Genomic DNA, 22,264 nt, shown 5'->3' with positions numbered 1-22,264 from the left:
ATACTGTCGCGTTTACGCATCTGCGCCGAGCAAGCTCCGCACCCGTGGCACGATAAAATCAAGAAAAACCTGGTATTTCCTAGGCATCGGCTGGCGGTAGGGGTACACAAGAAAGATCGGCCAGCTCGCGGTATGCCAGCCGGGCAGGGCTTCCACCACCTCGCCCTGTTGTAGCCAAGGGCGCATTACATAATGAGGCAAGAGGGCGATGCCCTGATGGGCGCGCATGGCTGCGGCCAGCACGGCGTACTGGTCCGCCACCAGCGTGGGTTTGATGTCCACCGACGCGATCTGTCCGCCTTTTTCCAACCGCCAGGCATGGCCGTGATCGCAGAAGCTGTTGTGCAGCGTCTGGTGCATGCTCAGGTCCTCTGGCGTCTTCGGCCAACCTTGTTGTTCCAGGTAGAGCGGGGTGGCTACCGGCACTTCACACAGAAAACCAAGGGATTTGGCCACCAGCCGGTCGTCGTGCACATTGCGGGTGCGCAGGCAGAAATCCAGGCTGGACTCCACCGGGTCTTGCAGACGGTTTTCGGCCATCAGCTCGATGCGCAGTCCCGGGTATTGCGCGCCCAGCTGTGCGAGCAGCGGCGCAAGCACATACTGGGCAAAGGCGAAGGTGGAGCCGATGCGCAGCGGGCCCTCCACACTGCCTTGGGTGTCCGTGATGTCCGGCTTCACCCGTTCCAGTAGTTCGCGCAGTCGCGCTGCGTGCTGCGCCAGACGCACGCCGGCCTCGGTCAGGGCCACCCGGCGGGTGTTGCGCAGCACCAGCACCGCTCCCAGGTCGCGCTCCAGCTCCTTCACCAATTGGCTGACCCGGCTTTTGGCACATCCCAGCGCTTCGGCCGCAGCGGTGAAGCTGCCCTGGCGGGCCAAAGCGTCAAAAGCCAGCAAGGCATCGGGGGAGGGGGGCGGTGTTGTTTTCATCGCAGAACAGTCCGTTGCTTTCAGGCGTTTTCAAGGCTTGAAGCCGAGTATATCCGATCGAAAGACCCTTCTTATTGAACAGTCGGGGCCTGCGGAAGCCTGTACGGCGCATGGGCCATGCATGGCTTGTCTGTCTGGGAACGGTACGCGTACCACGCGAGAAGGTGGCCCGTTGGGCCGGGCAGACCGGTGCAGGCAAGGGCTGTACCGTCAGCCTCTTTGGCTGAGACATGCTTTTACAGAAAGCGGCCTCGTGGCCGGATGGGCATTCGACAAGCCTGGCCCCCTCTGGGACAATCTGGGCTCTTCCCGCGGCGGAACGCCCGCCCCGCAATCCCTGTCAGGTGCCCCATGCTGCCTTATCTCGCGCTGACCACGGCCATGCTGCTGTGGGCCAGTTCCTTCATCGCGCTCAAGTATGTTTTTGCTGTTTTCGACCCCATCGTGGTGCTGTTCGCACGCATGGTGATTGCCTCACTGTGCATCGCGCTGCTGGTGTTGCGTCCGGGCGAAAAATGGCGCTACGAAAAGGGTGACTGGAAGTGGCTGCTGGCCATGGGCATTGCCGAACCTTGCCTCTATTTCATGCTGGAGGCACGCGCGCTGCTCTACACCAGTGCTTCGCAGGCCGGGGTGATCACGGCCACGCTGCCACTACTGGCGGCGCTGGTGGCCTGGGCCTACCTGAAGGAAAAGCCCACGCGCATGACCTGGCTTGGCATGGCGGTGTCCTTTTCCGGGGTGGTGATGCTGACGATGGCCGGTGAAACCAGCGATAGCGCGCCCAACCCGTTGCTGGGCAACTTTCTGGAATTCCTGGCCATGGTGTGTGCATCCGGCTACATGATGACGATCAAGCGCCTCTCTCCCCGCTACTCGCCCTTGGTGCTGACCGGAGTGCAGACGCTGATGGGCATGCTGTGGTTTGGCGGCGCACTCCTCACCCCTTGGGTAACGCTCCCTACCGAATTTCCCTTCTGGCCGGTGATGTGGGTGGTGTATCTTGGTGCGGTGATCACGCTGGGCGCATACGGGCTCAACACTTGGGCCATCAGCCGTGTACGGGTGGCCATCGCCGCCGCCTTCGTCAACCTGATTCCGGTCTTCACCGTGCTTCTGGCGTGGTTCATCCTTGGCGAAACGCTGACCTGGGTGCAGGGCCTGGCCTGCCTCCTGGTGTTCGGTGGCGTCATGCTCAGCCAGCGTCAGAGCGCGGGCGCCCCGGTGCCGGTGGCCTCGCAGCAGACGGCGGCCTAACTTCGCGCATTACAGGAAGCCCCATGCGTCTCTTTGCCCGTACCCTGCTGTCTGCCGTTCTCGCCGCGGGGCTGTCGCTCCCGTCGGGTGCGGCGCCGCTTGCCCGACCCATCGATCCGTCCAGCCCGCTGGCCACCCAGGCAGCATCGACCGTGATGCAGGTGCGCCCGGCCCCGGTTCCTGCCAGCGGCGGTGCCGAACGTTCTCACGCTCAATCCAGTGCCGCGCCTGCCGCTGCGGTGGCGCCGCACACGGCCGCCCCCGCACAGGCCTCGGCACCGACACCTGCGCCGCGGGAGCCGGTGCTGCTCAAACCGACCGCTATCCCGCCACGTGCCAAGCCGCGGCCGGCTCCGGTGCGTCCGGCGCGTCCGGTGGCATCCCGCCATACGCATGAGGCCGGTGCACATGCCGATGCCGCTCACGGCAGCGAGCTGGCCCAGGTCCGGGCGGCGGTGTCAGCACTGCTTTCGGCCAACGTGCGCATCACCGAGACGCGCGGCCCCGCCTACTACGGCCGCCTCGTTCCGCGCCAGACGCCGCGTGCTACAGTGGTGACCTGCGCCGATTCCCGCGTACAGACCAACGGCTTTCATGCGGACCCCACCAACGACCTCTTTGTCGTGCGCAACATCGGCAACCAGCTGGCCACCGCCGAAGGATCGGTCGAGTATGGCGTGCGCCACCTGCACACGCCGCTGCTGCTCTTCATCGGCCATTCGGTCTGCGGCGCGGTGACGGCCGCTGCCGGCGACACCGCTCGCCTGGAGCCGGCCATCCAGCGTGAACTGGCCACCATCGACATTCCGCGTGGCATCGACGTGACCGATGGCGTGCTGCTCAACGTCAACAACCAGGTGGAAAGCGCCATCCTCAAGTTTTCCGGGGAGGTGGAGGCTGGCCGGCTGGCCATCCTGGGGGCGTACTACGACTTCCGCAACGACCTGGGGCAGGGCGCGGGCCGGCTGGTGATCACCAACCTCAACGGCGAAACCGATCCTGCGCGCATCCGCAGCCGGCTGGCCGCGGGCGATTTGCTGCGTTACGGCTTCATGCGCTAGTCCACCGGCCGTGCCGCAAGGAAAAACCGCCGGTTTACGCCCGGCGGTTTTTTTGCGCTGGCCTGAGGCGGGGTCAGCCGCCCAGCTCGCGCAGCAGTTCTTTCACCCGCACCACGCGCACGGCCACATCCTCAATCGCCACTTCCACCCGCAGCCTGTCCTGTCCGGCCAGCCGGTAATTGCGTCGGCTCTGGATCAGCTGGATGATGCGGGCCGGCTCGATCGGCGGATTAGGTGCGAAGTGCACCTGCACCGCCACCTCACTGGCGTCCACCTTCTGGATGCCCAGCGCACGGGCCAGAAGCCGCAAGCGATGGCTGTCGATCAGCGTCTTTACCTCCTGCGGCGGCAGTCCGAAGCGGTCGATCAGCTCCTCGTGCAGACCATCGATCTCGGCTTCCGTTTCGCAGGTGGCCAGGCGTTTGTAAAGCACCAGCCGTTCGTGCACGTCCGGGCAGTAGCCTTCGGGCAGCAGCGCCGGTGCGTGCAGGTTGATCTCGGTTGTCACCCCCAGCGGCGCATCCAGGTCGGGTTCGCGCCCTTTCTTCAGGTCGCGCACCGCCTGCTTGAGCATCTCGGTGAACAGGCTGAAGCCCACTTCCTGCATCTCGCCCGACTGGCCTTCTCCCAGGACTTCGCCAGCGCCACGGATTTCCAGGTCGTGCATGGCCAGATAGAAGCCCGAGCCCAGTTCTTCGGACATCTGGATCGCCTCCAGCCGCTTCTGTGCATCCTTGCTCAGTCCTTCGGGGGTGAGCAGATAGGCATAGGCCTGGTGGTGGCTGCGACCCACGCGACCGCGCAGCTGATGCAGCTGAGCGATGCCGAACTTGTCCGCGCGGTTGATGAGGATGGTGTTGGCATTGGGTATGTCAATGCCGGTCTCGATGATGGTGGAGCACAGCAGCACGTTGTAGCGCTGCTGCAGGAAGTCGCGCATCACCTGCTCCAGCTCTCGCTCGCGCAGCTGGCCGTGGGCCACACCGATGCGCGCCTCCGGGATCAGCTCCGCCAGCTTCTCGCGCATGTTCTCGATGGTATCCACCTCGTTGTGGAGGAAGAACACCTGCCCACCGCGCTTAAGCTCGCGCAACACCGCTTCCCGGATGACGCCGTTGGAGAACGGGCTGACGAAGGTCTTCACCGACAGCCGGCGGCTGGGGGCGGTGGCGATCACCGAGAAGTCACGCAGCCCTTCCAGCGCCATCGACAGCGTGCGAGGAATCGGCGTGGCCGTCAGCGTCAGCACGTCCACATTGGCCCGCAGCCGCTTGAGCTGCTCCTTCTGACGTACGCCAAAGCGGTGCTCCTCGTCGATGATGACCAGCCCCAGGTTCTTGAACTGTATGTCCGGCTGGACCAGCTTGTGGGTGCCGATGACGATGTCCACCGTGCCTTCGGCCAACCCCTGAAGCGCCGCACGGGTTTCCTTGGTGCTGCGAAAGCGTGACAGCTCGGCGATCCGGATCGGCCAGTCGGCAAAGCGGTCGGCAAAGTTCTGGAAATGCTGCTCGGCCAGAAGCGTGGTTGGCACCAGCATCGCCACCTGCTTGCCCCCCATCACCGCTACGAAGGCTGCCCGCAGCGCTACCTCGGTCTTGCCGAAGCCCACATCGCCACAGACGAGCCGGTCCATGGGTTTTCCGCTGGTCATGTCGCCGATCACTGCCTCGATGGCGCTGGCCTGATCGGGGGTTTCCTCGAAGCCAAAGCCTGTGGCAAAGGCTTCATAGTCGTGATGGCTCAAGCTGAAGGCATGGCCTTCGCGGGCGGCGCGCTGGGCATAGAGGTTGAGAAGCTCCGCCGCGGTGTCGCGCGCCTTTTGGGCGGCCTTTTTCTTGGCTTTTTCCCACTGCGGGCTGCCCAGGCGATGCAGCGGGGCATCCTCCAGCGCACCTCCTGCATACCGTGAGATCAGGTGCAGCTGCGATACCGGCACGTAGAGCTTGGCGCCCTCGGCGTACTCCAGCTGCATCAGCTCGGTTTCGCCTTCGCCCAGGTCCATGCTCACCAGCCCCATGTAGCGACCGATACCATGCTGCTCGTGCACCACCGGGTCGCCTATCTTGACCTCGGCCAGGTCGCGCAGCATCGCATCCGAGCTGATCCGGGCAGCCCGCCGGCGGCTGTGGCTGCGCGCCACATGCTGGTAGAGCTCGGATTCGGTCACCACGGCCAGCAGCGGGGTTTCCAGCGCAAAGCCGCTGTAAAGCGGGGCTACCGTCAGTGCCAGGCGCATGCTGCCCATGAGGAAGTCGGCCCAGCCATCCACCGGTTGCGGGCGGAAACCGTGGTCTAGCAGGAACTGGTGCATCGTCTCGCGTCGGCCCAAGCTTTCGGCTACCAGCAGGATGCGGCCCTCGAAGCGGGCGGCAAAATCCGTCAGGCGATGCAGCGGATTGTCGGCGCGCCGTTCCACGGCCAGGCTGGGCAGGGCGGCGAAGCCCGGCTGCGGTGCGGCGTCGGCCGGTACCTCGATGCGCGGCCAAGGCTTTACCGCTCCGAGCAGGCCATCCTGTCGTAGAAACAGTTCGGTCGGTGGCAGGGCGGGGCGGTCGGGGTCGGTGCGGGCAATGCCATAGCGGCTTTCCGCATCTTTCCAGAAGCGCTCGGCAGCGTCCGGCACGTCGCGGTGCAGTACGATGAGCGAATCTTCACCCAGATAGTCGAAGAGGGTGGCCGTCTCGTCGAAGAACAGGGGCAGATAGTATTCGATCCCCGCCGGAAACAGCCCTGCCGACACGTCGCGGTAAATACGGCTTTTGGAGGGGTCGCCCTCGATGCGCTCGCGGTAGTTCTGGCGGAAGGTGGTGATGCCGGTTTCGTCGGTCGGGTACTCCCGCGCCGGCAGCAGGCGGATCTCGGGCACCGGGTACAGCGTGCGTTGCGTGTCCGGGTCGAAGGTGCGCAGGGTGTCGATCTCGTCATCGAACAGGTCGATGCGGTAAGGCATCGGCGAGCCCATCGGGAAGAGGTCGATCAAGCCGCCACGGATCGAGAACTCGCCCGGCGCTACCACCTGGGTCACATGCTGGTAGCCGGCGGTGACGAGGTCGGTGCGCAGCCGCTCCACGTCCAGACGGCTCTTCTGCTTGAGGAAGAAGGTGCGCCCGAGAAGGTAGCTGACCGGTGGCAGCCGTGTCATGGCGGTGGAAACCGGGGCGATGACCACGTCGCATTCGCCCTGACGGATCTGCCACAAGGTCGCCAGCCGCTCGCTGACAAGCTCGCCGTGCGGCGAGAAGTGGTCGTAGGGCAGGGTTTCCCAGTCGGGCAGCAGCGCCACACGCAGCGCCGGGGCGAAGAAGGGGATCTCCGCCCGCAAACGCTGTGCGGACTGTGCGTCGGCCGTCAGGATAACCACCAGCCGGCCCGCTTGCGCCAGGCCGGCAAAAAAGGCGGCATCGGGGCCGTCGGGAATGTGGCCGAGGCGGGTTTTTTGCCCGGCGGCCGGAACAAGTGCTTGAATATCCAGCATGATGTTAACATTTGTCGATCTCGGGGTATTATACCCCGAACCCCCCGCTCCCCCGGGGTGGCTGAACGGCCGGCTGCAATAGCCCGCCCATAACGATAAGAATCATTGACCGGCATCGCCGGGTCGAACGGCTAGGGGCCACCACCACCGTGAACATCCAGGGTTTCATTGCGTCCGCGCTGATGGCCGGCGCCTTCCTTGCGTCGGTCTTCTGCTGGCCGGCGGAGCCGTTTTCCCCTCTATGGCTGGCAAGTTTCCTGCCGCATGGCCTGTTTGCCTTCCAGTTGCAACGGCGGGGGCTGCGCAGTGTGTGGTGGTGGCCGCTGGCGGCTGGCGGCGTCTTCCTCCTGCGTGCCGATCCTGCCTGGGTCCTGGTGCTCGCCGGTTCGCTGTACGGGTTGCATGCGGGCCTTCAGATGGCCGGGCTGCGGCCCGAGGCGCCGCCACCGGCGCATCCACGCGCCCTGCTGCGCCTGCTGGCCAAACTCGCCCTTTATCCTGCGCCCGCCATCCCCTTGCTGCTGGGCTTGTGCATGCTGCCCTTTGGTCCGGCGCCCACCTTGCTGGGCTGGCTGGTGCACGGCTGGGGTGTGCTCGGCCTGGCGCTGACGCTCGCTGTGCCACTGTCCTTGGCCGAACTGCCTCCCAAACGTTTCCTGTGGCTGGAACTACCGCTGCTTTCGCTGGCGGTGATCGGCCTGGGGTTGATCCTGGTGCTAGTGGATCGGCCCCCTTTTCCAGTGGTGACGCTGTTTTTCCCCGTGATCCTGGCCGGTGCATTCCGCGGAGGCATCCACGGCACGGCGCTGACGGCTGCGCTGGCCTACCTGCTCGTTTCGCTGGGCGGCCAGTACAACTGGCTGAACACCAGCGCCGACATGGCGTTCTTGTCCGGCGGCGTCACCGACACCGTGCTGGGGCTCGCCTTTGCCGTGGCCGGGCTGTGCATGGCGGTGTTGGTAGAGGGGTTCGGTCGCAACCAGCGTGCCCTGAGCGAGTTTCAGGCGCGGATCGAATCCATGGTCAACAACAGCCCCAACATGATGTCGCTCAAGGGGCTGGACGGCCGCTTCCTGCTTGTCAACCGGGCCTATGCGCGCCTCTTGGGGCGCCTGCCCGACCAACTGGTGGGGCGTACTGCCGGCGAGTTCTTCCAGGCGGACGACGCCCGCTTGATCGAGGCCCAGGACGAGATGGTGTTGCGCAGCCTGGAGGCGCGTCAGTTCGAGGAAAGCTTCGAGCTCAACGGCAAGACCTATACCCTGCTGGTTAGCAAGTTTCCGCTGTTCGATGCGCATGGCCGGCCGGCAGGTGTGGGCAGTGTCGACACCGACATCACACAAGTGCGGGAGGAAGAGCGCGCCAAGCACGAGGCCGAGGAGAAGTTCCGTGCGCTGGTGGAGCAATCGCTGGTGGGCATCTATATCCTGCAGGACGAGCGCATGGTTTACGTCAACAGCAAGCTGGCGGACATCGCTGGCTTTGCCGTGGGCGAGATGACCGGCATGTCGCTGGAAGCGTTGCTGCTGGTGCCCGGCGAGGTGGAGCGCATCCGCAAGCAGATTGCGCGGCGCCACAGCGAGAATATTGCTGTCATGCACTACCAAACACGTGCACGACACAAGGCTGGCGGCGCGGTGGACATCGAGGTGCACAGCCGGCTGTTCGAATACCAGGGCCGGCCGGCCATCATCGGCGTGGTGGTGGACATCACCGATCGCATTTCGGCGGATGCCAACCAGAAGCTTTCGGCCAAGGTGTTCGAGACATCGGCGGCTGGCATCGTCATCACCGACGCCAGCGGGTGCATCCAGGCGGTCAACCCTGCCTTCACCCGCATCACTGGCTATGGCGAGGAGGAGGCGGTTGGGCGGGTGTCGCGCATGTTCAGCGACAGTCATCCGGGCTCGGGCACTTCCATGCGCGAGAGCCTGCTTTCTGTGGGCTACTGGCAGGGCGAGATGCTGGACCGGCGTAAGAGCGGCGACTGGTACCCGGCAGAGTTGTCGATCTCGGCACTGCGCGACCCGGAAGGCCAGGCCACCCACTTCGTCGGGGTGTTTTCCGACATCACCGTGCGCAAGCAGGCCGAGGAGCGGCTGCAGTTCCTCGCCAGCCACGACCCGCTGACCCGCCTGCCCAACCGCACCAGCCTGACGGCGGCGCTGGAGTCTGCCATCCTCGCCCGCTCCGGTACCTCCGAACCGATGGCGCTACTGTTCATCGATCTGGACCGCTTCAAGCTGATCAACGACTCGTTCGGCCATCAGGCCGGTGATGAACTGTTGCGCATCATCGCCGGCCGGCTGCAGGCAGCCGTGGGGGAGCGCGGCCAGCTGGCCCGGCTGGGCGGGGACGAGTTCACGCTGCTGGTGCCGTCCTTCCAGGCCCAGGACGATCTGGCAAGGTTGGCCGAAGACGTGTTGACGGTGCTGATCCAGCCACTGCGGCTGGAAAACCACGAGGTCTTCGTCACCGGTAGCATCGGCATCAGCCTCTATCCCAACGACGGGGTGGACGCGCGCACCCTCCTCAAGCATGCCGACGTAGCCATGTACCGCGCCAAGGAGGCCGGCAAAAATACCTATCAGTTCTTCGATGCCGAGATGAACACCCAGACCTTCGAGAGGCTGCTGCTGGAGAACGGCCTGCGCCTTGCCTTGGAGCATCAGGAGTTCGAGCTGCATTACCAGCCACAGGTAGATGCGGTCAGCCGTAGCCTGCAGGGGGTGGAAGTGCTGTTGCGCTGGCGTCACCCCGAGCTCGGGCTGATCCCGCCCAGCCGTTTCATCCCGCTGGCGGAGGAAACGGGTCTGATCCGCCCCATCGGTCACTGGGTGCTGCGCGAGGCCTGCCGGCAGGTGACTGCCTGGGAGCGGCAGGGCCTGTTCGTCCCGCGGGTAGCTGTCAACCTCTCGGCCCGTCAGTTCGAGCAACAGTCGCTCATCGGCAACGTGGCCCAGGCTCTTGCCGAGGCGCGGCTGCCGGCCAGTCGGCTGGAGCTGGAAATGACGGAAAGCATGATCATGCAGAACCCGGTGGAAGCCGTGGGTTTGCTCAAGGAGCTCAAGGCACTGGGTGTGCAGCTGTCCATCGACGATTTCGGCACTGGCTACTCTTCGCTCTCCAACCTCAAGCGCTTCCCGCTGGATACGCTGAAGATCGATCGCTCGTTCGTCGATGGCCTGCCAGACGACGAGGACAGCGCCGCCATCGCCGAGGCCATCCTCGCCATGGCGCGCAAGCTCAAGTTCACCGTGGTGGCCGAAGGCGTAGAGACCGAAGCCCAGGCGGGCTTTCTCACGCTCAAGGGCTGCGCCATGCTGCAGGGCTACCTCATCAGCCGCCCTCTGCCTGCGCCTGCCTTTGCCGATTACCTGCGGGCCCGCCTGCGGCCGGAGGCCGCCCTGGATGGCTGATTGGCCCGCACACCGGCAGCGGCGCTACAATGCGCGCAGACCATTGAAAGGGACGTGTCTTGAGCAACAAACGCCTGATCCACGGGTTTCACGCCGTCAACGCGCGGCTGTGGCAGAACCCCAAGAGCCTGATCGAACTCTACCTTGCCGGCGGTCGGCACGATGCCCGCGCCCAGGCCGTCATCGACAAGGCCGCAGAGGAAGGCCTGAAGCTGCACGTGGTGGACAAGGAGCGCCTCGACAGCATGACCGGTCGCGCGCGTCATCAGGGCGTGGTTGCCGTCATCGACGCCTCCCGTAACCATGTCGTGCTGGAAGACGTGCTGGAGCACCTCCACGAGCCGCCCCTGCTGCTGATTCTGGATGGCGTTACCGATCCGCACAACCTGGGCGCGTGTCTGCGCGTGGCCGACGCCATGGGGGTACATGCCGTCATCGCCCCCAAGGACCGCTCCGCCGGGCTCAATGCCACCGTATCCAAAGTCGCGTGTGGGGCCGCCGAAGTGGTGCCCTACATCACCGTTACCAACCTCGCCCGTACCCTGCGTGACCTCAAGGATGCAGGCGTGTGGATCGCAGGGACAGCCATGGAGGCGCAGACTGACCTGTACCATTTCGAGGCCTCCGGACCATTGGCCTGGGTCATGGGCTCCGAAGGCGAGGGCATGCGCCGCCTTACCCGCGAGCACTGCGACGTCCTGGTCTCCATTCCCATGTTCGGTACGGTGGAGAGCCTTAACGTCTCTGTCTCGGCCGGCATGGTGCTGTCCGAAAGCCGGCGCCAGCGCACGCTGAAGACACTGGGCTGAAGCACGCCTGTTTCGCGCTCTGCGACGGAGCGCCGTTTCCGCATCCCGAAAGACCATCATGCATTGCTGTCCCGATGATTTGCCTGCGTCGCCCGCCCCGTTTGAAGAGGGTGACGTTTCCGGAAAGACCGTCGTCCAGCCGGACAAGGCCGCCCTGCTCAAGCGCCTGGCGCGTATCGAAGGCCAAGTGCGCGGCATCCAGGGCATGATCGATGCCGACCGCTACTGTGTGGACGTGCTGACCCAGGTGGCGGCGGTCAAGTCGGCCCTGGATGCCGTGGCGCTGCAGCTTCTCGAAAACCACATGAAAGGCTGCGTGGCGCGCGCGCTCAGCGAAGGGGACAGCTCCGTCGCCGTGTCCGAGCTCATCGGCATCGTACGCAAGATCCGCTGAGTGGGAGCGCAGCTTGTCTTGCGCGGGGTTTTCCTGTAAAATCCGGCGGTTTTCCACCTTGCCTTCCGTGTCACGCATGACGGAAGGCTTTATAGCCACAAGGAGTTCACATGCGGCATTACGAAATCGTGTTCATCGTCCACCCGGACCAGAGCGAACAAGTTCCGGCGATGATCGAGCGCTACAAAGGCATGGTTCTGGCCGCCGAAGGCAAGATCCACCGCCTGGAAGACTGGGGCCGTCGCCAGCTGGCTTACCCGATCCAGAAGCTGCACAAGGCACACTACGTTCTGATGAACGTTGAATGCCAGGCAGAAACCCTCGCCGAAATCGAGCACGCCTTCAAGTTCAACGACGCCGTTCTGCGCCACCTGACCATCAAGATGGACCGTGCCGTGACCGAGCCGTCCCCGATGATGAAGGACGAGAAGGCCAAGAACCTGCTGGACCCGCAACCGGCTGCTGCCGAAACGGCTGAAACCGGCGCTGCCTGATTCCGGCCGGAGTCTTGCAGAACCGTCTTCTGCTGACCGCCACCGTCGAGCGCGAGGAAGCGCTCCGGGTCACGCCAGCCGGGGTTCCCGTGCTGGAAGTGTGGCTCAGGCATCAGTCCCGACAGACTGAAGCCGGCATCGAAAGAGATGTGGCCTGTGAAATTCAGGCCGTCATCGCCGGGGAAAAAGCCCGGCAGCTTTCCGGCCGGCTGAGCGGCTGCCAGATCGAGGCACAAGGCTTTGTCTGTCAGCGCAGCCTGCGCAACGCGCGGTTGGTACTGCATATCGAACACGTTGAATTTGTTAAAGGTTAGACACATGGCTCGCCAACTCTTCAAGCGCAAGAAGTTCTGCCGCTTCACGGCAGAAAACATCAAGGAAATCGACTACAAAGCCGTCGACCTCCTGAAAGACTTCATCGCCGAAAACGGCAAAATCATCCCGGCTCGCATCACCGGCACCAAGGCCCGTTACCAGCGTCAGCTGACGACCGCGATCAAGCGTGCGCGCTTCCTGGCTTTCCTGCCGTACACCGATCAGCACTAATACCGGGAAAGGAACGCTCAAGATGCAAATCATTCTGCTCGAAAAAGTGGCCAACCTCGGTCAACTGGGTGACGTAGTCAAGGTCAAAGACGGCTACGCACGTAACTTCCTGATCCCGCAAGGCAAAGCCAAGCGTGCTACCGAATCCAACCTGAAGGAATTCGAAGCCCGCCGCGCCGAGCTGGAAGCCAAGCAGGCTGCTATCCTGGCCGATGCCCAAGCGCGTGCCGGCAAGCTGGAAAACGCTGTCATCACCATCGCCCAGAAGGCCGGCGTGGACGGTCGTCTGTTCGGTTCGGTGACCAACGTCGACATCGCCGAGGCGGTTACCGCCAGCGGTGTTGAGGTGAAGCGTCACGAGATCCGCCTGCCGAACGGCCCGCTGAAGATGATCGGCGAATACGATCTGGAAATCGCCCTGCACCATGACGTGGTGACTCCGGTGAAGATCGTGGTAACGCCCGAAGCCTGATCCGGTTTGCCGGATTGCAAAAAAGCCCGCCGAGTGCGGGCTTTTTTCATGGCCGGGTGTGAAGGGGCGAGCCCGAAAGCTCGGTAGCAGGCGCTTTGGCCAACCCTGCGCCAAGGCGTCGGGTGCCGGCTGCTGGCCTCGCAGCTTCAGCCCTTGAGCACCAGCCGTACCCGTAGACCCGGCGCTGCGCCTTCGGCGATCGACAGCAGCCGGTCGATGTTGGGATGACGGCCGGGGTTGCGCCGTGCGTCTTCGGTGTGTTCCGCATACAGCACCAGGCCCTTGCGTGCGGCTTTGCGATCAATGTGGCCGAACGCCTCCACCAGGGCATGGTACACGCGTACCGAGCCGGCCGTACCGGGCTGGTTGTCCAGACGGGCCACAGGTTCGCCGTCCGGCCCTAGAAGCACGATCGCTTCGAGGTGATCGGTGGGCGGGAGCGTGGCCAGTATGGTGTTGAAATCGTCAGCGTGCATGAGAGATCGGGGTGTGGGAGGCGACACGCGCTAGAATAGCAGCATTCGGTTTTGATCTGGATTGATGGGAGCAGCATGGTCGGCAAAAAGCGGTGGCTGTTGGGGGGCGTGGCGATGGCTGCGCTGGCGGTCGTCGGGGCGCTGGCCGTGCGAGGCTGGATGGGGCCGGCGGTGTCCGCCCTGGTCGTGAAAGCGGTACCGCTGACGCGTACCGTGGTGGCGACGGGACGGGTGAGCAGCGCTCAGGAAAGCGCGCTAGGCAGTACGGTGACCGCGCGGGTGGTGGAGACGCCCGTGGCGGAAGGCGCCCAAGTGCGGGCCGGGACCATTCTGGTGCGGCTGGAAAGCGAGGCCAGCCGCGCGGACCGCGCGGCTACGGCGGCCAGTCTGGCCGAAGCCGAAGCCACCTTGGCCGAAGCGCAACGCCAACATGCCCGGCAGCTGGCACTGTTTCAGCGCGGTTTCATCAGCCGTGCAGCCTTGGACAGTGAGCAAAAGACGCTGCGGCTAGCCCAGACGCGCCGCGAGGCGGCTGCGGCACAGCTCAAGGCGGTGGAAGCCCGGCTGGGCGAGCTGGCGATCCGGGCCCCTGCAGACGGACAGCTTCTGGCGCGTGATGTGGAGGTGGGCGACCTGGCCACGGCCGGCAAGGCCATCCTCACATTCGCGGCAGCAGGCCGGACCGAAATCCGCCTGGATGTGGACGAACGCCATCTGGGCAGTCTACGGGTCGGCCAGGCCGCCCGGGTACTGGCCGATGCCTATCCCGATCAGCCTTTTGACGCCGCCGTCAGCGAGGTGGCTCCGCGCATCGACCGTGAGCGTGGTACTTTGGAAGTACGGCTCCTGCCTCAACGGCCCCCGGCCTTCCTACGACAGGACATGACCGTTTCCGCCGAGGTGGTGGTGGCGCAGCGGGCATCTGCCATCGTGGTGCCTGCCTCGGCTGTAGCCGACCCGGCCACAGCCCCCTGGGTGTGGCGCGTAGAGGGCGGGCGCGTGCAGAAGCGGCCGGTGCGTCTGGGCAGCCTTGCCGATGGGCAGGCCGAGATCCTGGCCGGCTTGGCCGAAGGCGATACCGTGCTGACCACCACCGGCACGCTTGAAGCCGGGCAGCGGGTCCGGCCACAGCTGCCGGGAGCGCACTGATGCCTTTCGAGTGGACCGTGGCCCTGCGCCTGTTGCGCGAAGGGCGCTTTCAGACGCTGCTGATTCTCGGGGGCGTCACCATCGGTGTGGCGGTCGTGGTCTACATCACCGCGCTCGTTAACGGCTTGCAGGCCAACATCATCGACAAGACGCTTTCAACTCAAGCCCATGTGGTGCTCAAGCCACAGGAAGATGAAAACCGTCGCCTAGTGCAGGCACCGGGTGTGGTAATGGCCGAGGTGGAAAAGCGCACCCAGCGTGAGAATACCATCGACAACTGGCAAAGCAGGATGGCGGCGGCCCGAGCGGTGCCAGGCGTGCGCAGCGCCGCAGCCATGGCCAGCGGGCCGGGGTTTGCCGAAAAGGGCGGGGTGCGCAAGTCTGTCGCCCTGATGGGTGTGGAACTGGCCGATTACCTAAAGGTGGTGCGCCTGGATGACAAGCTGTTGTCCGGACGCCTGCGCCTGCCCAGCGGGGCGGTGATGGTGGGCAGTGAACTGGCGCGCGAACTGGGCCTCTCCGTAGGCGACCGGCTGCGGCTGGTGGGCGCCACCGGGCGCACCGAGAGCTACCTCATCAGTGCGGTGCTGGATTTCGGCTTGAAGGACCTCAACCGCCGCTGGGTGCTGCTGCCGCTGCGCAGCGCCCAGACCTTGCTGGGGTATCAGCTCGACATCACCGAAATCTACCTGCAAGTAAACGATCTGTTCCAAGCCGAACGGATGGCGCCGCTCTTGGCCGCGCGCACCGGGCTGATGGCCGACAGCTGGCAGGTGACCAACGCGCAGCTGGTGACGGCCCTGCGCAGCCAGAGTGCCTCCACCCTGATGATCAAGACCTTTGTGTCGCTGGCCGTGGCGCTTGGCATCGCCAGCGTGATGGTGGTGTCGGTGGTGCAAAAGCGACGCGAGATCGGCATTCTGCGCGCGATGGGCACTCCGGCCCGGCGCATCCTGCGCATCTTTCTCATCCAGGGCGGGCTGGTAGGGCTGGTGGGCTCGGTGTTCGGCTCCGCGCTCGGCAGCGCTATCGCCATCCTCTTTACCCGGCTGGTGCTGGACGACCGCGGCCAGCCGATGTTCCCGATTTCAGTCACGCCCGCGTTGCTGGCAACCACCTCGCTGCTGGCTCTGCTGGTCGGAGTGCTGGCTGCGCTGGTGCCTGCCCTGAATGCAGCCCGGCTGGACCCGGTGGAGGCGATTCGTGGCTGATGTGATGACCCTCTCAGGCATCCGCAAGGCTTACGGTGGCGGACGCTCTCCTCGGGTAGAGGTACTGCACGGCATCGATCTTGCCTTGGCCGAAGGCGAGTTTGCCGCTCTGACCGGGCCCTCTGGTTCCGGGAAGTCCACGCTGCTGAACATCATGGGCCTGCTAGAGGCGCCGACCTCGGGCACGTTGGTAATTGCCGGGCAGAGCACCGCCGGTAGCGACGATGCGTTGCGGACCGCGCTGCGCAGTCGCTATCTGGGCTTCATTTTCCAGTTTCACCATCTCCTGGCGGCCTTCAGTGCGCTTGAGAACGTGATGATGCCGGTGCACGCTGCCCATGGCCGTGTCACCCGGGCGGACCGGCAGCGTGCCCTGGCGCTTCTGGAGCGGGTGGGACTTTCTGCGCACGCACACAAATCGCCTTTACAGCTCTCCGGTGGCCAGCAACAGCGTGTCGCCATCGTCCGCGCACTGATGGCCCGGCCACGGCTGGTGCTGGCGGACGAACCCACCGGCAACCTGGATACGCAGAGTGCCCAGGAAGCCTTTGCGCTGATGCGTGAGATCAATGCGAGCGACGGGGTCACCTTTCTCATCGTTACCCACGACCCGCGTTTGGCCGACACCTGTGACCGGCAGATCCGCCTGGTCGATGGCCAACTGGTCGCTTCGCCTGACACAGGGGTGAACGCGTCCCCGCCTGCCTGAGCGCTCTGGTGCGCTGCGCCTGAAAAATACCTGTCCGGTTTTCGGTTGTAGCTGCCTTGGCCCGCTCCTAAGCTGGGGGCTCCACAACAAGGAGGCAGGGTACAGGATGGACTTTTTCGCGATGCACAGGCAGCCGCAACCGCTATTGCTGGCTAATGTCTGGGATGCCGTCAGTGCGAGGGCCGCCACTGAGACAGGGTATACGGCGCTGGCCACCTCCAGTGCTGCCATGTCCGCCATGCTGGGCTGCGAAGACGGTGAAGGGCTGGACCCGGACACGCTGCTGCATTGGGTGGCTCGGCTGCGGGCGGTCACACATTTGCCGCTGACGGTGGATATCGAGGCCGGCTATGGCGGATCGCCCGAGGCGGTGGCGGCCTGGCTGAGCAGGCTAGCGGCGCTGGGGGTGGTTGGTGTCAACCTTGAGGACAGCGTAGTGCACAACGGGCAGCGCACGTTGATGGAAACCGAAAGCTTTGCACAGCGGCTGCGGGCGATCCGTGCCGCGCTGAAGGTTGCGGGGGTCCGGCTGTTCCTGAACGTGCGGACCGACCCCTATGTGTTGGCCATGCCTGCTGCCTGCCTCCATGCCATCCAACGCGGGCTTCGGTATGCGCAGCATGGGGCCGATGGCCTGTTCGTGCCGGGCGTGACAGACGAGGCAGAGATCGCCGCCATCGCAGAGGCCGTCCCCCTGCCGCTCAACGTGATGTGCATGCCGCAGCTGCCAGCGTTTGGCCGGCTGGCGCAGTTGGGAGTGAAGCGCATCAGTATGGGCAACTCCGTACTCACCGCCCTGCAGCAGCCTCTCTTCGAGCTCTTGCGTGGGATCCGACAGCAGCAGTCGTTCGAGGGGGTATTCCGGCATGCTGGTGACTGAAGCGCGACTGGCGGATCGCTATTACCGGGCGCTGCTGGAGCGGGCCCCGGAATATGCCGGCATCTTCTTTGTTGGTGTGCGCACCACCGGGGTGTTCTGCATCGCTACCTGCCGGGCACGCAAGCCCAAGCGCGAGAATGTGGAGTTCTACACCGACTTCAGGTCGGCGCTGGCGGCGGGGTTCCGTCCATGCAAGATCTGCCGACCCACCGAAAACGCACAGGGCGCGCCAGAGCCGGTACGCCAGGCCCTGGACTGGCTGCGCCGTCAGCCGGAGGGCCGCCTGAGCGACGCGCAGCTGCGGCAGGCGGGACTCAGCCCCGAGGGGGTGCGGCGCTGGTTCGTGCGTCACTACGGCATGACCTTCCAGGCCTTCCAGCGCATGGTGCGCATCAACACCGCCCTGCAGGCCCTCAGGCATGGGCGTAGTGCCACCGAGGCGGCCTTCGACAGCGGCTACGGTTCGCTCAGCGGCTTCGGCTATGCCTGCAAGAAGGCCACGGGCAGTGCTCCAAGCGAACAGCCCCAGCCGATCCTCATGCATCGCTTCACTACACCGTTGGGGCCGATGTTCGTCTGCGCCAGCGAGCGCGGCGTCTGCCTGCTGGAGTTCGTGGACCGGCGCATGCTGGAGACCGAGCTGGGAGACCTGCAGCGCCTGCTGGGTGCGCGTATCCTGGCCGGCGAAAATGTTCATACCCGTCAGGCGGAGCAGGAGATGGGCGAGTATTTCGCGGGCGTACGGCGGCAGTTCAGTGTGGCCTTGGACACGCCTGGCAGCGACTTCGAGCGAGCGGCCTGGCAGGCGCTGCTGGCGGTGCCCTACGGTCAGACGGCCAGCTACAGCCAGCAGGCCGAGGTGCTTGGGCGGCCGCAGGCGGTACGGGCCGTGGCCCGGGCCAACGGGGCTAATCGGGTAGCGGTCATCGTGCCCTGCCATCGCATCGTGGGCAGCAATGGGGCACTTACTGGCTATGGGGGCGGGCTGGCACGCAAGGCGTGGCTGCTGGCGCACGAGCGGGCACATGCACTGGTGTCGGCTGCCAGCGGCTAGTGGCTTTGCGTGGACAGGACGTGGTGCAAACGCGCACCGGTTTGGTGCATTCTGATCGCTGCCGTGCTTGCCAAGTAGGGCGGTGCGGCCAGCCCATCCGCTTCAGCAGGCTCTTCCGCGCCTTGGCACGGGTTTTGCTTTTATAGCTTCGCGTCTACGGGCGAAAGGGGTCGTCCCCATCCGCGCCGGTCTGCAAGGGAGACAAAGAGAGCGGCTCAGCCGCCATCCGTCGAATCAGGTTGGCCGAAGTGCTTTCGGCCAACCTGTTCGCTTTTGTGGCTTTTTCAAGGTTGTTCGCCGAGCAGGAACTGCTGTGACAGCAGCTTGAACTGTGGCGTACCGGCAGTGCGCAGCATCTCGAAGAGCACCATCTCGCGGGTGACAATCACGGCGCCCGCAGCCCGCATCCGTGCGATGGCGGCCAAGCGGTCACTGCCGCGGCGACTGCTGATGGCATCCTCGACCACGAAGACTGCCTTGCCCACAGCCAGCAGTTCCAGCACGGTCTGCAGCACGCACACATGGGCCTCCATGCCACAGACGATTACCTGATCGCGCTCCAGCAGCATCTCCGGCAGACAGTCGGCCGCCAAGCAGGAAAAGTGTTTTTTCTCCACCACCGTGGCATGAGGGGCCGCCTCCAGCAGCACCGCCATGGTCGGCCCCAGACCCTGCGGATACTGCTCGGAAAATACCACCGGTAGCCCGGTCGCCTGCGCCACTCCCAGCAGCCAGCGGGTTCGGGCCATCAGGCCGGCCGCATCCTCCACCGCCGGCAGCAGCTTTTCCTGGATATCCACCACCAGCAAGGTGGCCTGTTCACGGTCCATCAGCATCACGTTCTCCTTGCCATCCATCGGCCCCGCTAGGGCAAACCCTTGCTGGGCCGGGCGCCGACTTGTGGCACACTCGGCCGATCACGCTAACCGACCTGCGCCTCGGGGCGCCTGAGGATGGATTTCATGTTGTCTGGTTCCTACCGTACCTTTGTCGACCGCATCGCTCGCGCCATCGACGCCGGCCGCATCTATACCGACCCCTTGTCCACGCTGGCCTACGGCACCGACGCCTCATGCTACCGCCTGGTGCCCAAGGTGGTCATCAAGGCAGGCAGCGAGGCCGAGGTGCGGGCCATCCTGGCGGAGGCTGCCGCGCTCGATCTGCCCGTCACCTTCCGGGCCGCTGGCACCTCGCTGTCCGGTCAGGCCGTGAGCGACTCCATCCTGGTGGTGGCCAGCCATGGCTGGAAGGCACTGGAGGTGCTTGATGACGGCGCACGCATCCGTCTGCAGCCGGGCGTGATCGGCGCTCAAGCCAATGCCGCGCTGGCAGCCTATGGTCGCAAGATCGGGCCGGACCCGGCCACCATCAACTCTGCCATGATCGGCGGCATCGTCAACAACAACTCCAGCGGAATGTGCTGCGGTACCGCGCAGAACAGCTACCAGACGCTGGCTTCGGTGCGGGTGCTGCTGGCGGACGGCACATTGCTGGACACCGGGCTGCCGCAGAGTGTGGCCGCCTTCCGGCAGAGCCATGCGGGCCTCTTGTCAGCGCTGTCGGCGTTGCGTCACCGTGTACTGGCCGACCGCTTGCTGGCCGACCGCATCCGGCGCAAGTACCGCATGAAGAACACCACCGGCTACAGCCTGAACGCTCTGGTGGACTTTGAGGACCCCATCGATATTCTGGCGCATCTGATCGTGGGCAGCGAGGGCACGCTGGCCTTTGTCTCCGAGGTCGTCTATCACACCGTGCCGGAGCATGCCCACAAGGCCAGCGCATTGGTGCTTTACCCCACCATCAAGGCCGCCTGCGATGCCATCCAGGTGCTGGCGCTGCACAAAGACCGTGTGGCGGCCGCCGAACTGCTCGATCGCGCCAGCCTGCGTTCGGTGGAGGACAAGGCTGGGGTCCCGGCCACGCTGCGCACCTTGCCGCCTGAGGCCGCTGCCATCCTGATCGAAACCCGCGCTGAAGACCCGACATCCCTTTCGGCCAACGTTGCGGCCGTCACGGCGCTGCTCGCCCCGTTCGAGACGCTGGAACCCGTTCGCTTCACCGACGTGCCGGCCGAGTACACCCGACTGTGGAACATCCGCAAGGGCATGTTCCCCAGCGTGGGCGCGATGCGCGCCGCCGAGACCACCGTTATCATCGAAGACGTGGCTTTCCCGATCGCCCATCTCGCCGAAGGTACGCTCAAGCTACAGGCCCTGTTCCAGACCTTCGGCTATCACGAAGCGATCATTTTTGGCCACGCGCTCGAAGGCAACCTGCACTTTGTCTTCACCCCGGATTTCAGCGGCCCCGAGGAAGTGGCGCGCTACGAAGCGTTCATTGATGCCGTCTGTCGGCTGGTGGCGGTAGAGTACGAGGGTGCCGTCAAGGCGGAGCACGGTACCGGTCGCAACATGGCCCCGTTCGTGGAGATGGAGTGGGGGCCGGATGCCTACCGGCTGATGCAGGACATCAAGACCCTGTTCGACCCCCAGGGCATCCTCAACCCGGATGTGATCCTGACGCGCGACGCCTTGCTGCACCTGAAGGCGCTCAAGCCGATGCCTTCGGCCAACCCCCTGATCGACAAGTGCATCGAGTGTGGTTTCTGCGAGGTGATGTGCCCCAGCCGTGGGCTGACGCTGACCCCGCGCCAGCGCATCGTGGCCAACCGAGAGATGGCCGCACTGCGCACCAGTGGCCAAGCGCCCGGGCGTCTGGCCGAACTCGAACGGTTGTACGCCTATGCCGGGGACGAGACCTGCACCACCTGCGGCCTGTGCGAGACGGCCTGTCCTGTGGGCATCAATACCGGCAGCCTCACCCGCCTGTTGCGGGAAGAGGCGCTCTCTGCGCCGGGTAAGCGCGCTGCTGGCTGGCTGGCCTCGCACTATGCCAGCGCCACGTCCGCTGCACGGACCGGGCTTAAGGTGCTCGACACTTTCCAGACCATGGCCGGGCCGCAGACCACGCGTGCGATGATGCGCGGCCTGCGCAGTCTTGCCGGTCGCCGTGTCCCCCACTGGTCGCCCGCCTTTCCGCGAGCGGCCAGCCGCTTGAGCCTGCAGCCGGGCCGGGTGGGCAGTCCACGCAAGGTGGTGTATTTCCCTTCCTGCCTGACACGCACCCTGGCCCCGGCACGGGGTGTCGAAGCAGCGCGTCCGCTCAACGAGGTGGTGGCTTCGGTGCTGGGCAAGGCCGGTTACGCCATCCTCTACCCCCAAGGGTTGGCCAACCTTTGCTGTGGCACGCCTTTTTCGTCCAAGGGCGCTGCCGAGGCTGCCCGCAGCAAAGAGGCCGAAGTGCTGACCGCGCTGCTCGAAGCTAGCGAGAACGGGCGCTGGCCAGTCATCGTCGACAACGGCGTCTGTACTGCCGCCCTTCTGGACGGGCTGCGGGATCCTCGCTTGCAGATCCAGGATGTCACCACCTTCGTGGAAACGGTGGCTGCCTCCGACCTCATCTTTGAACCGGTGGAGGAGCACGTGGCGCTGCACGCGGTGTGCTCGCTGCGCAAGCGGGGGCTGGATGCGCACTTCCATGCGCTGGCCCGCCGCTGTGCCCGTCAGGTCACCATCCCGTCTGGCATCACCTGTTGCGGTTTTGCCGGTGACAAGGGGTTCACCCACCCCGAGCTCAACGCCTCGGCCCTGTCGGGGCTGCGCGAGCAGGTCTCCGGCTGCAGCGGTGGGTATTCCACCAGCGCCACCTGCGAGATCGGTCTGAGCGAGCACTCCGGTCTGAGTTATCAGCATCTGATGGTGCTGGTGGATGCGGCCACCCGTCCACGCAGCTAGGCGCTCTCGGTTCTGCGCTAAGCAATAGGGGCCGCTGGGGCTCCAGAGCTGCGACAGCCGCCGGATCGTTGTCTTGGCGGCTTCAGGCCAGCCTTGGGGTTGCACCTGTTCAGGCCTTTTGGGCAGCA

The 22,264-nt window shown here is 65.0% G+C and carries 19 protein-coding genes; 15 read left to right on the top strand and 4 right to left on the bottom strand.

What is annotated here, in order from left to right:
- Window positions 1–12: 12 nt before the first annotated feature.
- Window positions 13–930 (bottom strand): LysR family transcriptional regulator, encoded by a 918-nt coding sequence (locus EV669_RS06125; protein WP_132098163.1) that lies wholly within the window; start codon window positions 928–930, stop codon window positions 13–15.
- Between the two features lie 351 nt (window positions 931–1,281).
- Here EV669_RS06125 and EV669_RS06120 point away from each other — a divergent pair, with 351 nt between their 5' ends.
- On the top strand, window positions 1,282–2,187 hold the full coding sequence (locus tag EV669_RS06120; protein WP_054284549.1) for a DMT family transporter: 906 nt from the start codon (window positions 1,282–1,284) through the stop codon (window positions 2,185–2,187).
- A gap of 23 nt (window positions 2,188–2,210) precedes the next feature.
- Entirely contained in the window at window positions 2,211–3,248 is a 1,038-nt protein-coding gene (locus EV669_RS06115; RefSeq protein ID WP_245622671.1) for a carbonic anhydrase, read from the top strand.
- A 73-nt stretch (window positions 3,249–3,321) separates the two neighbouring features.
- Here EV669_RS06115 and mfd read toward each other — a convergent pair whose 3' ends face one another.
- On the bottom strand, window positions 3,322–6,726 hold the full coding sequence (mfd, locus tag EV669_RS06110; RefSeq protein ID WP_132098162.1) for a transcription-repair coupling factor: 3,405 nt from the start codon (window positions 6,724–6,726) through the stop codon (window positions 3,322–3,324).
- A 149-nt stretch (window positions 6,727–6,875) separates the two neighbouring features.
- Between mfd and EV669_RS06105 the strand changes: the two genes are divergently transcribed.
- The 7 genes from EV669_RS06105 to rplI all read left to right on the top strand — a co-directional run bounded on the left by EV669_RS06105 (window position 6,876) and on the right by rplI (window position 12,860).
- On the top strand, window positions 6,876–10,145 hold the full coding sequence (locus EV669_RS06105) for a bifunctional diguanylate cyclase/phosphodiesterase (protein ID WP_318271342.1): 3,270 nt from the start codon (window positions 6,876–6,878) through the stop codon (window positions 10,143–10,145).
- Window positions 10,146–10,204: 59 nt separating this feature from the next.
- On the top strand, window positions 10,205–10,954 hold the full coding sequence (rlmB, locus tag EV669_RS06100) for a 23S rRNA (guanosine(2251)-2'-O)-methyltransferase RlmB (protein WP_055433155.1): 750 nt from the start codon (window positions 10,205–10,207) through the stop codon (window positions 10,952–10,954).
- A gap of 58 nt (window positions 10,955–11,012) precedes the next feature.
- Complete coding sequence (locus EV669_RS06095) at window positions 11,013–11,348, top strand: metal-sensitive transcriptional regulator (protein WP_082446327.1); 336 nt, start codon at window positions 11,013–11,015, stop codon at window positions 11,346–11,348.
- Window positions 11,349–11,458: 110 nt separating this feature from the next.
- Window positions 11,459–11,842, top strand: coding sequence for a 30S ribosomal protein S6 (gene rpsF / locus EV669_RS06090; RefSeq protein ID WP_054284553.1), 384 nt, complete (start codon window positions 11,459–11,461; stop codon window positions 11,840–11,842).
- 14 nt (window positions 11,843–11,856) lie between these two features.
- On the top strand, window positions 11,857–12,156 hold the full coding sequence (gene priB / locus EV669_RS06085) for a primosomal replication protein N (RefSeq protein ID WP_054284554.1): 300 nt from the start codon (window positions 11,857–11,859) through the stop codon (window positions 12,154–12,156).
- A 4-nt stretch (window positions 12,157–12,160) separates the two neighbouring features.
- Window positions 12,161–12,388, top strand: coding sequence for a 30S ribosomal protein S18 (rpsR, locus tag EV669_RS06080; protein WP_054284555.1), 228 nt, complete (start codon window positions 12,161–12,163; stop codon window positions 12,386–12,388).
- Between the two features lie 22 nt (window positions 12,389–12,410).
- On the top strand, window positions 12,411–12,860 hold the full coding sequence (rplI, locus tag EV669_RS06075) for a 50S ribosomal protein L9 (RefSeq protein ID WP_054284556.1): 450 nt from the start codon (window positions 12,411–12,413) through the stop codon (window positions 12,858–12,860).
- 146 nt (window positions 12,861–13,006) lie between these two features.
- Here the strand turns inward: rplI and EV669_RS06070 are convergent, their stop codons facing one another.
- Window positions 13,007–13,336: a DUF2322 family protein gene (locus EV669_RS06070; RefSeq protein ID WP_054284557.1), complete on the bottom strand. Its 330-nt coding sequence runs from the start codon at window positions 13,334–13,336 to the stop codon at window positions 13,007–13,009.
- 75 nt (window positions 13,337–13,411) lie between these two features.
- Here EV669_RS06070 and EV669_RS06065 point away from each other — a divergent pair, with 75 nt between their 5' ends.
- The 5 genes from EV669_RS06065 to EV669_RS06045 all read left to right on the top strand — a co-directional run bounded on the left by EV669_RS06065 (window position 13,412) and on the right by EV669_RS06045 (window position 18,339).
- Window positions 13,412–14,485, top strand: coding sequence for an efflux RND transporter periplasmic adaptor subunit (locus tag EV669_RS06065; protein WP_132098161.1), 1,074 nt, complete (start codon window positions 13,412–13,414; stop codon window positions 14,483–14,485).
- Window positions 14,485–15,696, top strand: coding sequence for an ABC transporter permease (locus EV669_RS06060; protein ID WP_054284559.1), 1,212 nt, complete (start codon window positions 14,485–14,487; stop codon window positions 15,694–15,696). The genes EV669_RS06065 and EV669_RS06060 overlap by 1 nt, the downstream gene beginning before the upstream one ends.
- Window positions 15,689–16,405: an ABC transporter ATP-binding protein gene (locus EV669_RS06055; RefSeq protein ID WP_132098160.1), complete on the top strand. Its 717-nt coding sequence runs from the start codon at window positions 15,689–15,691 to the stop codon at window positions 16,403–16,405. The genes EV669_RS06060 and EV669_RS06055 overlap by 8 nt, the downstream gene beginning before the upstream one ends.
- Window positions 16,406–16,526: 121 nt before the next feature.
- The gene (locus EV669_RS06050; RefSeq protein ID WP_318271341.1) at window positions 16,527–17,285 is read left to right on the top strand and encodes an isocitrate lyase/PEP mutase family protein; all 759 of its coding nucleotides are present in this window, start codon (window positions 16,527–16,529) and stop codon (window positions 17,283–17,285) included.
- Complete coding sequence (locus tag EV669_RS06045; RefSeq protein WP_054284562.1) at window positions 17,272–18,339, top strand: bifunctional transcriptional activator/DNA repair enzyme AdaA; 1,068 nt, start codon at window positions 17,272–17,274, stop codon at window positions 18,337–18,339. Before EV669_RS06050 ends, EV669_RS06045 begins: the two co-directional genes overlap by 14 nt.
- 284 nt (window positions 18,340–18,623) lie before the next feature.
- On the opposite strand, the gene EV669_RS06040 is transcribed toward EV669_RS06045, so the two are convergent.
- Entirely contained in the window at window positions 18,624–19,175 is a 552-nt protein-coding gene (locus EV669_RS06040) for a hydrolase (RefSeq protein ID WP_054284762.1), read from the bottom strand.
- A gap of 126 nt (window positions 19,176–19,301) precedes the next feature.
- On the opposite strand from EV669_RS06040, the gene EV669_RS06035 reads away from it, so the two are divergent.
- Entirely contained in the window at window positions 19,302–22,136 is a 2,835-nt protein-coding gene (locus tag EV669_RS06035) for an FAD-binding and (Fe-S)-binding domain-containing protein (RefSeq protein ID WP_132098158.1), read from the top strand.
- The last annotated feature ends 128 nt before the right edge of the window (window positions 22,137–22,264 follow it).

Source organism: Gulbenkiania mobilis (genome assembly GCA_004346645.1).
In the GTDB taxonomy this organism is placed as follows: Bacteria; Pseudomonadota; Gammaproteobacteria; order Burkholderiales; family Chromobacteriaceae; genus Gulbenkiania; species Gulbenkiania mobilis.
Note: the sequence above shows the minus strand (reverse complement) of the source record. Positions and strands in the feature narration are given on the sequence as shown.

What these genes read in the sequence shown, in the direction of transcription:
- mfd (WP_132098162.1), bottom strand. Translation starts at nt 6,726, where the DNA reads ATGCTGGATATTCAAGCACTTGTTCCGGCCGCCGGGCAAAAAACCCGC.
- EV669_RS06095 (WP_082446327.1), top strand. Translation starts at nt 11,013, where the DNA reads ATGCATTGCTGTCCCGATGATTTGCCTGCGTCGCCCGCCCCGTTTGAA.
- EV669_RS06070 (WP_054284557.1), bottom strand. Translation starts at nt 13,336, where the DNA reads ATGCACGCTGACGATTTCAACACCATACTGGCCACGCTCCCGCCCACC.
- EV669_RS06045 (WP_054284562.1), top strand. Translation starts at nt 17,272, where the DNA reads ATGCTGGTGACTGAAGCGCGACTGGCGGATCGCTATTACCGGGCGCTG.
- rplI (WP_054284556.1), top strand. Translation starts at nt 12,411, where the DNA reads ATGCAAATCATTCTGCTCGAAAAAGTGGCCAACCTCGGTCAACTGGGT.
- EV669_RS06065 (WP_132098161.1), top strand. Translation starts at nt 13,412, where the DNA reads ATGGTCGGCAAAAAGCGGTGGCTGTTGGGGGGCGTGGCGATGGCTGCG.
- EV669_RS06115 (WP_245622671.1), top strand. Translation starts at nt 2,211, where the DNA reads ATGCGTCTCTTTGCCCGTACCCTGCTGTCTGCCGTTCTCGCCGCGGGG.
- rpsF (WP_054284553.1), top strand. Translation starts at nt 11,459, where the DNA reads ATGCGGCATTACGAAATCGTGTTCATCGTCCACCCGGACCAGAGCGAA.
- EV669_RS06035 (WP_132098158.1), top strand. Translation starts at nt 19,302, where the DNA reads ATGTTGTCTGGTTCCTACCGTACCTTTGTCGACCGCATCGCTCGCGCC.
- EV669_RS06125 (WP_132098163.1), bottom strand. Translation starts at nt 930, where the DNA reads ATGAAAACAACACCGCCCCCCTCCCCCGATGCCTTGCTGGCTTTTGAC.
- EV669_RS06060 (WP_054284559.1), top strand. Translation starts at nt 14,485, where the DNA reads ATGCCTTTCGAGTGGACCGTGGCCCTGCGCCTGTTGCGCGAAGGGCGC.
- rpsR (WP_054284555.1), top strand. Translation starts at nt 12,161, where the DNA reads ATGGCTCGCCAACTCTTCAAGCGCAAGAAGTTCTGCCGCTTCACGGCA.
- EV669_RS06120 (WP_054284549.1), top strand. Translation starts at nt 1,282, where the DNA reads ATGCTGCCTTATCTCGCGCTGACCACGGCCATGCTGCTGTGGGCCAGT.
- EV669_RS06050 (WP_318271341.1), top strand. Translation starts at nt 16,527, where the DNA reads ATGCACAGGCAGCCGCAACCGCTATTGCTGGCTAATGTCTGGGATGCC.
- EV669_RS06040 (WP_054284762.1), bottom strand. Translation starts at nt 19,175, where the DNA reads ATGCTGATGGACCGTGAACAGGCCACCTTGCTGGTGGTGGATATCCAG.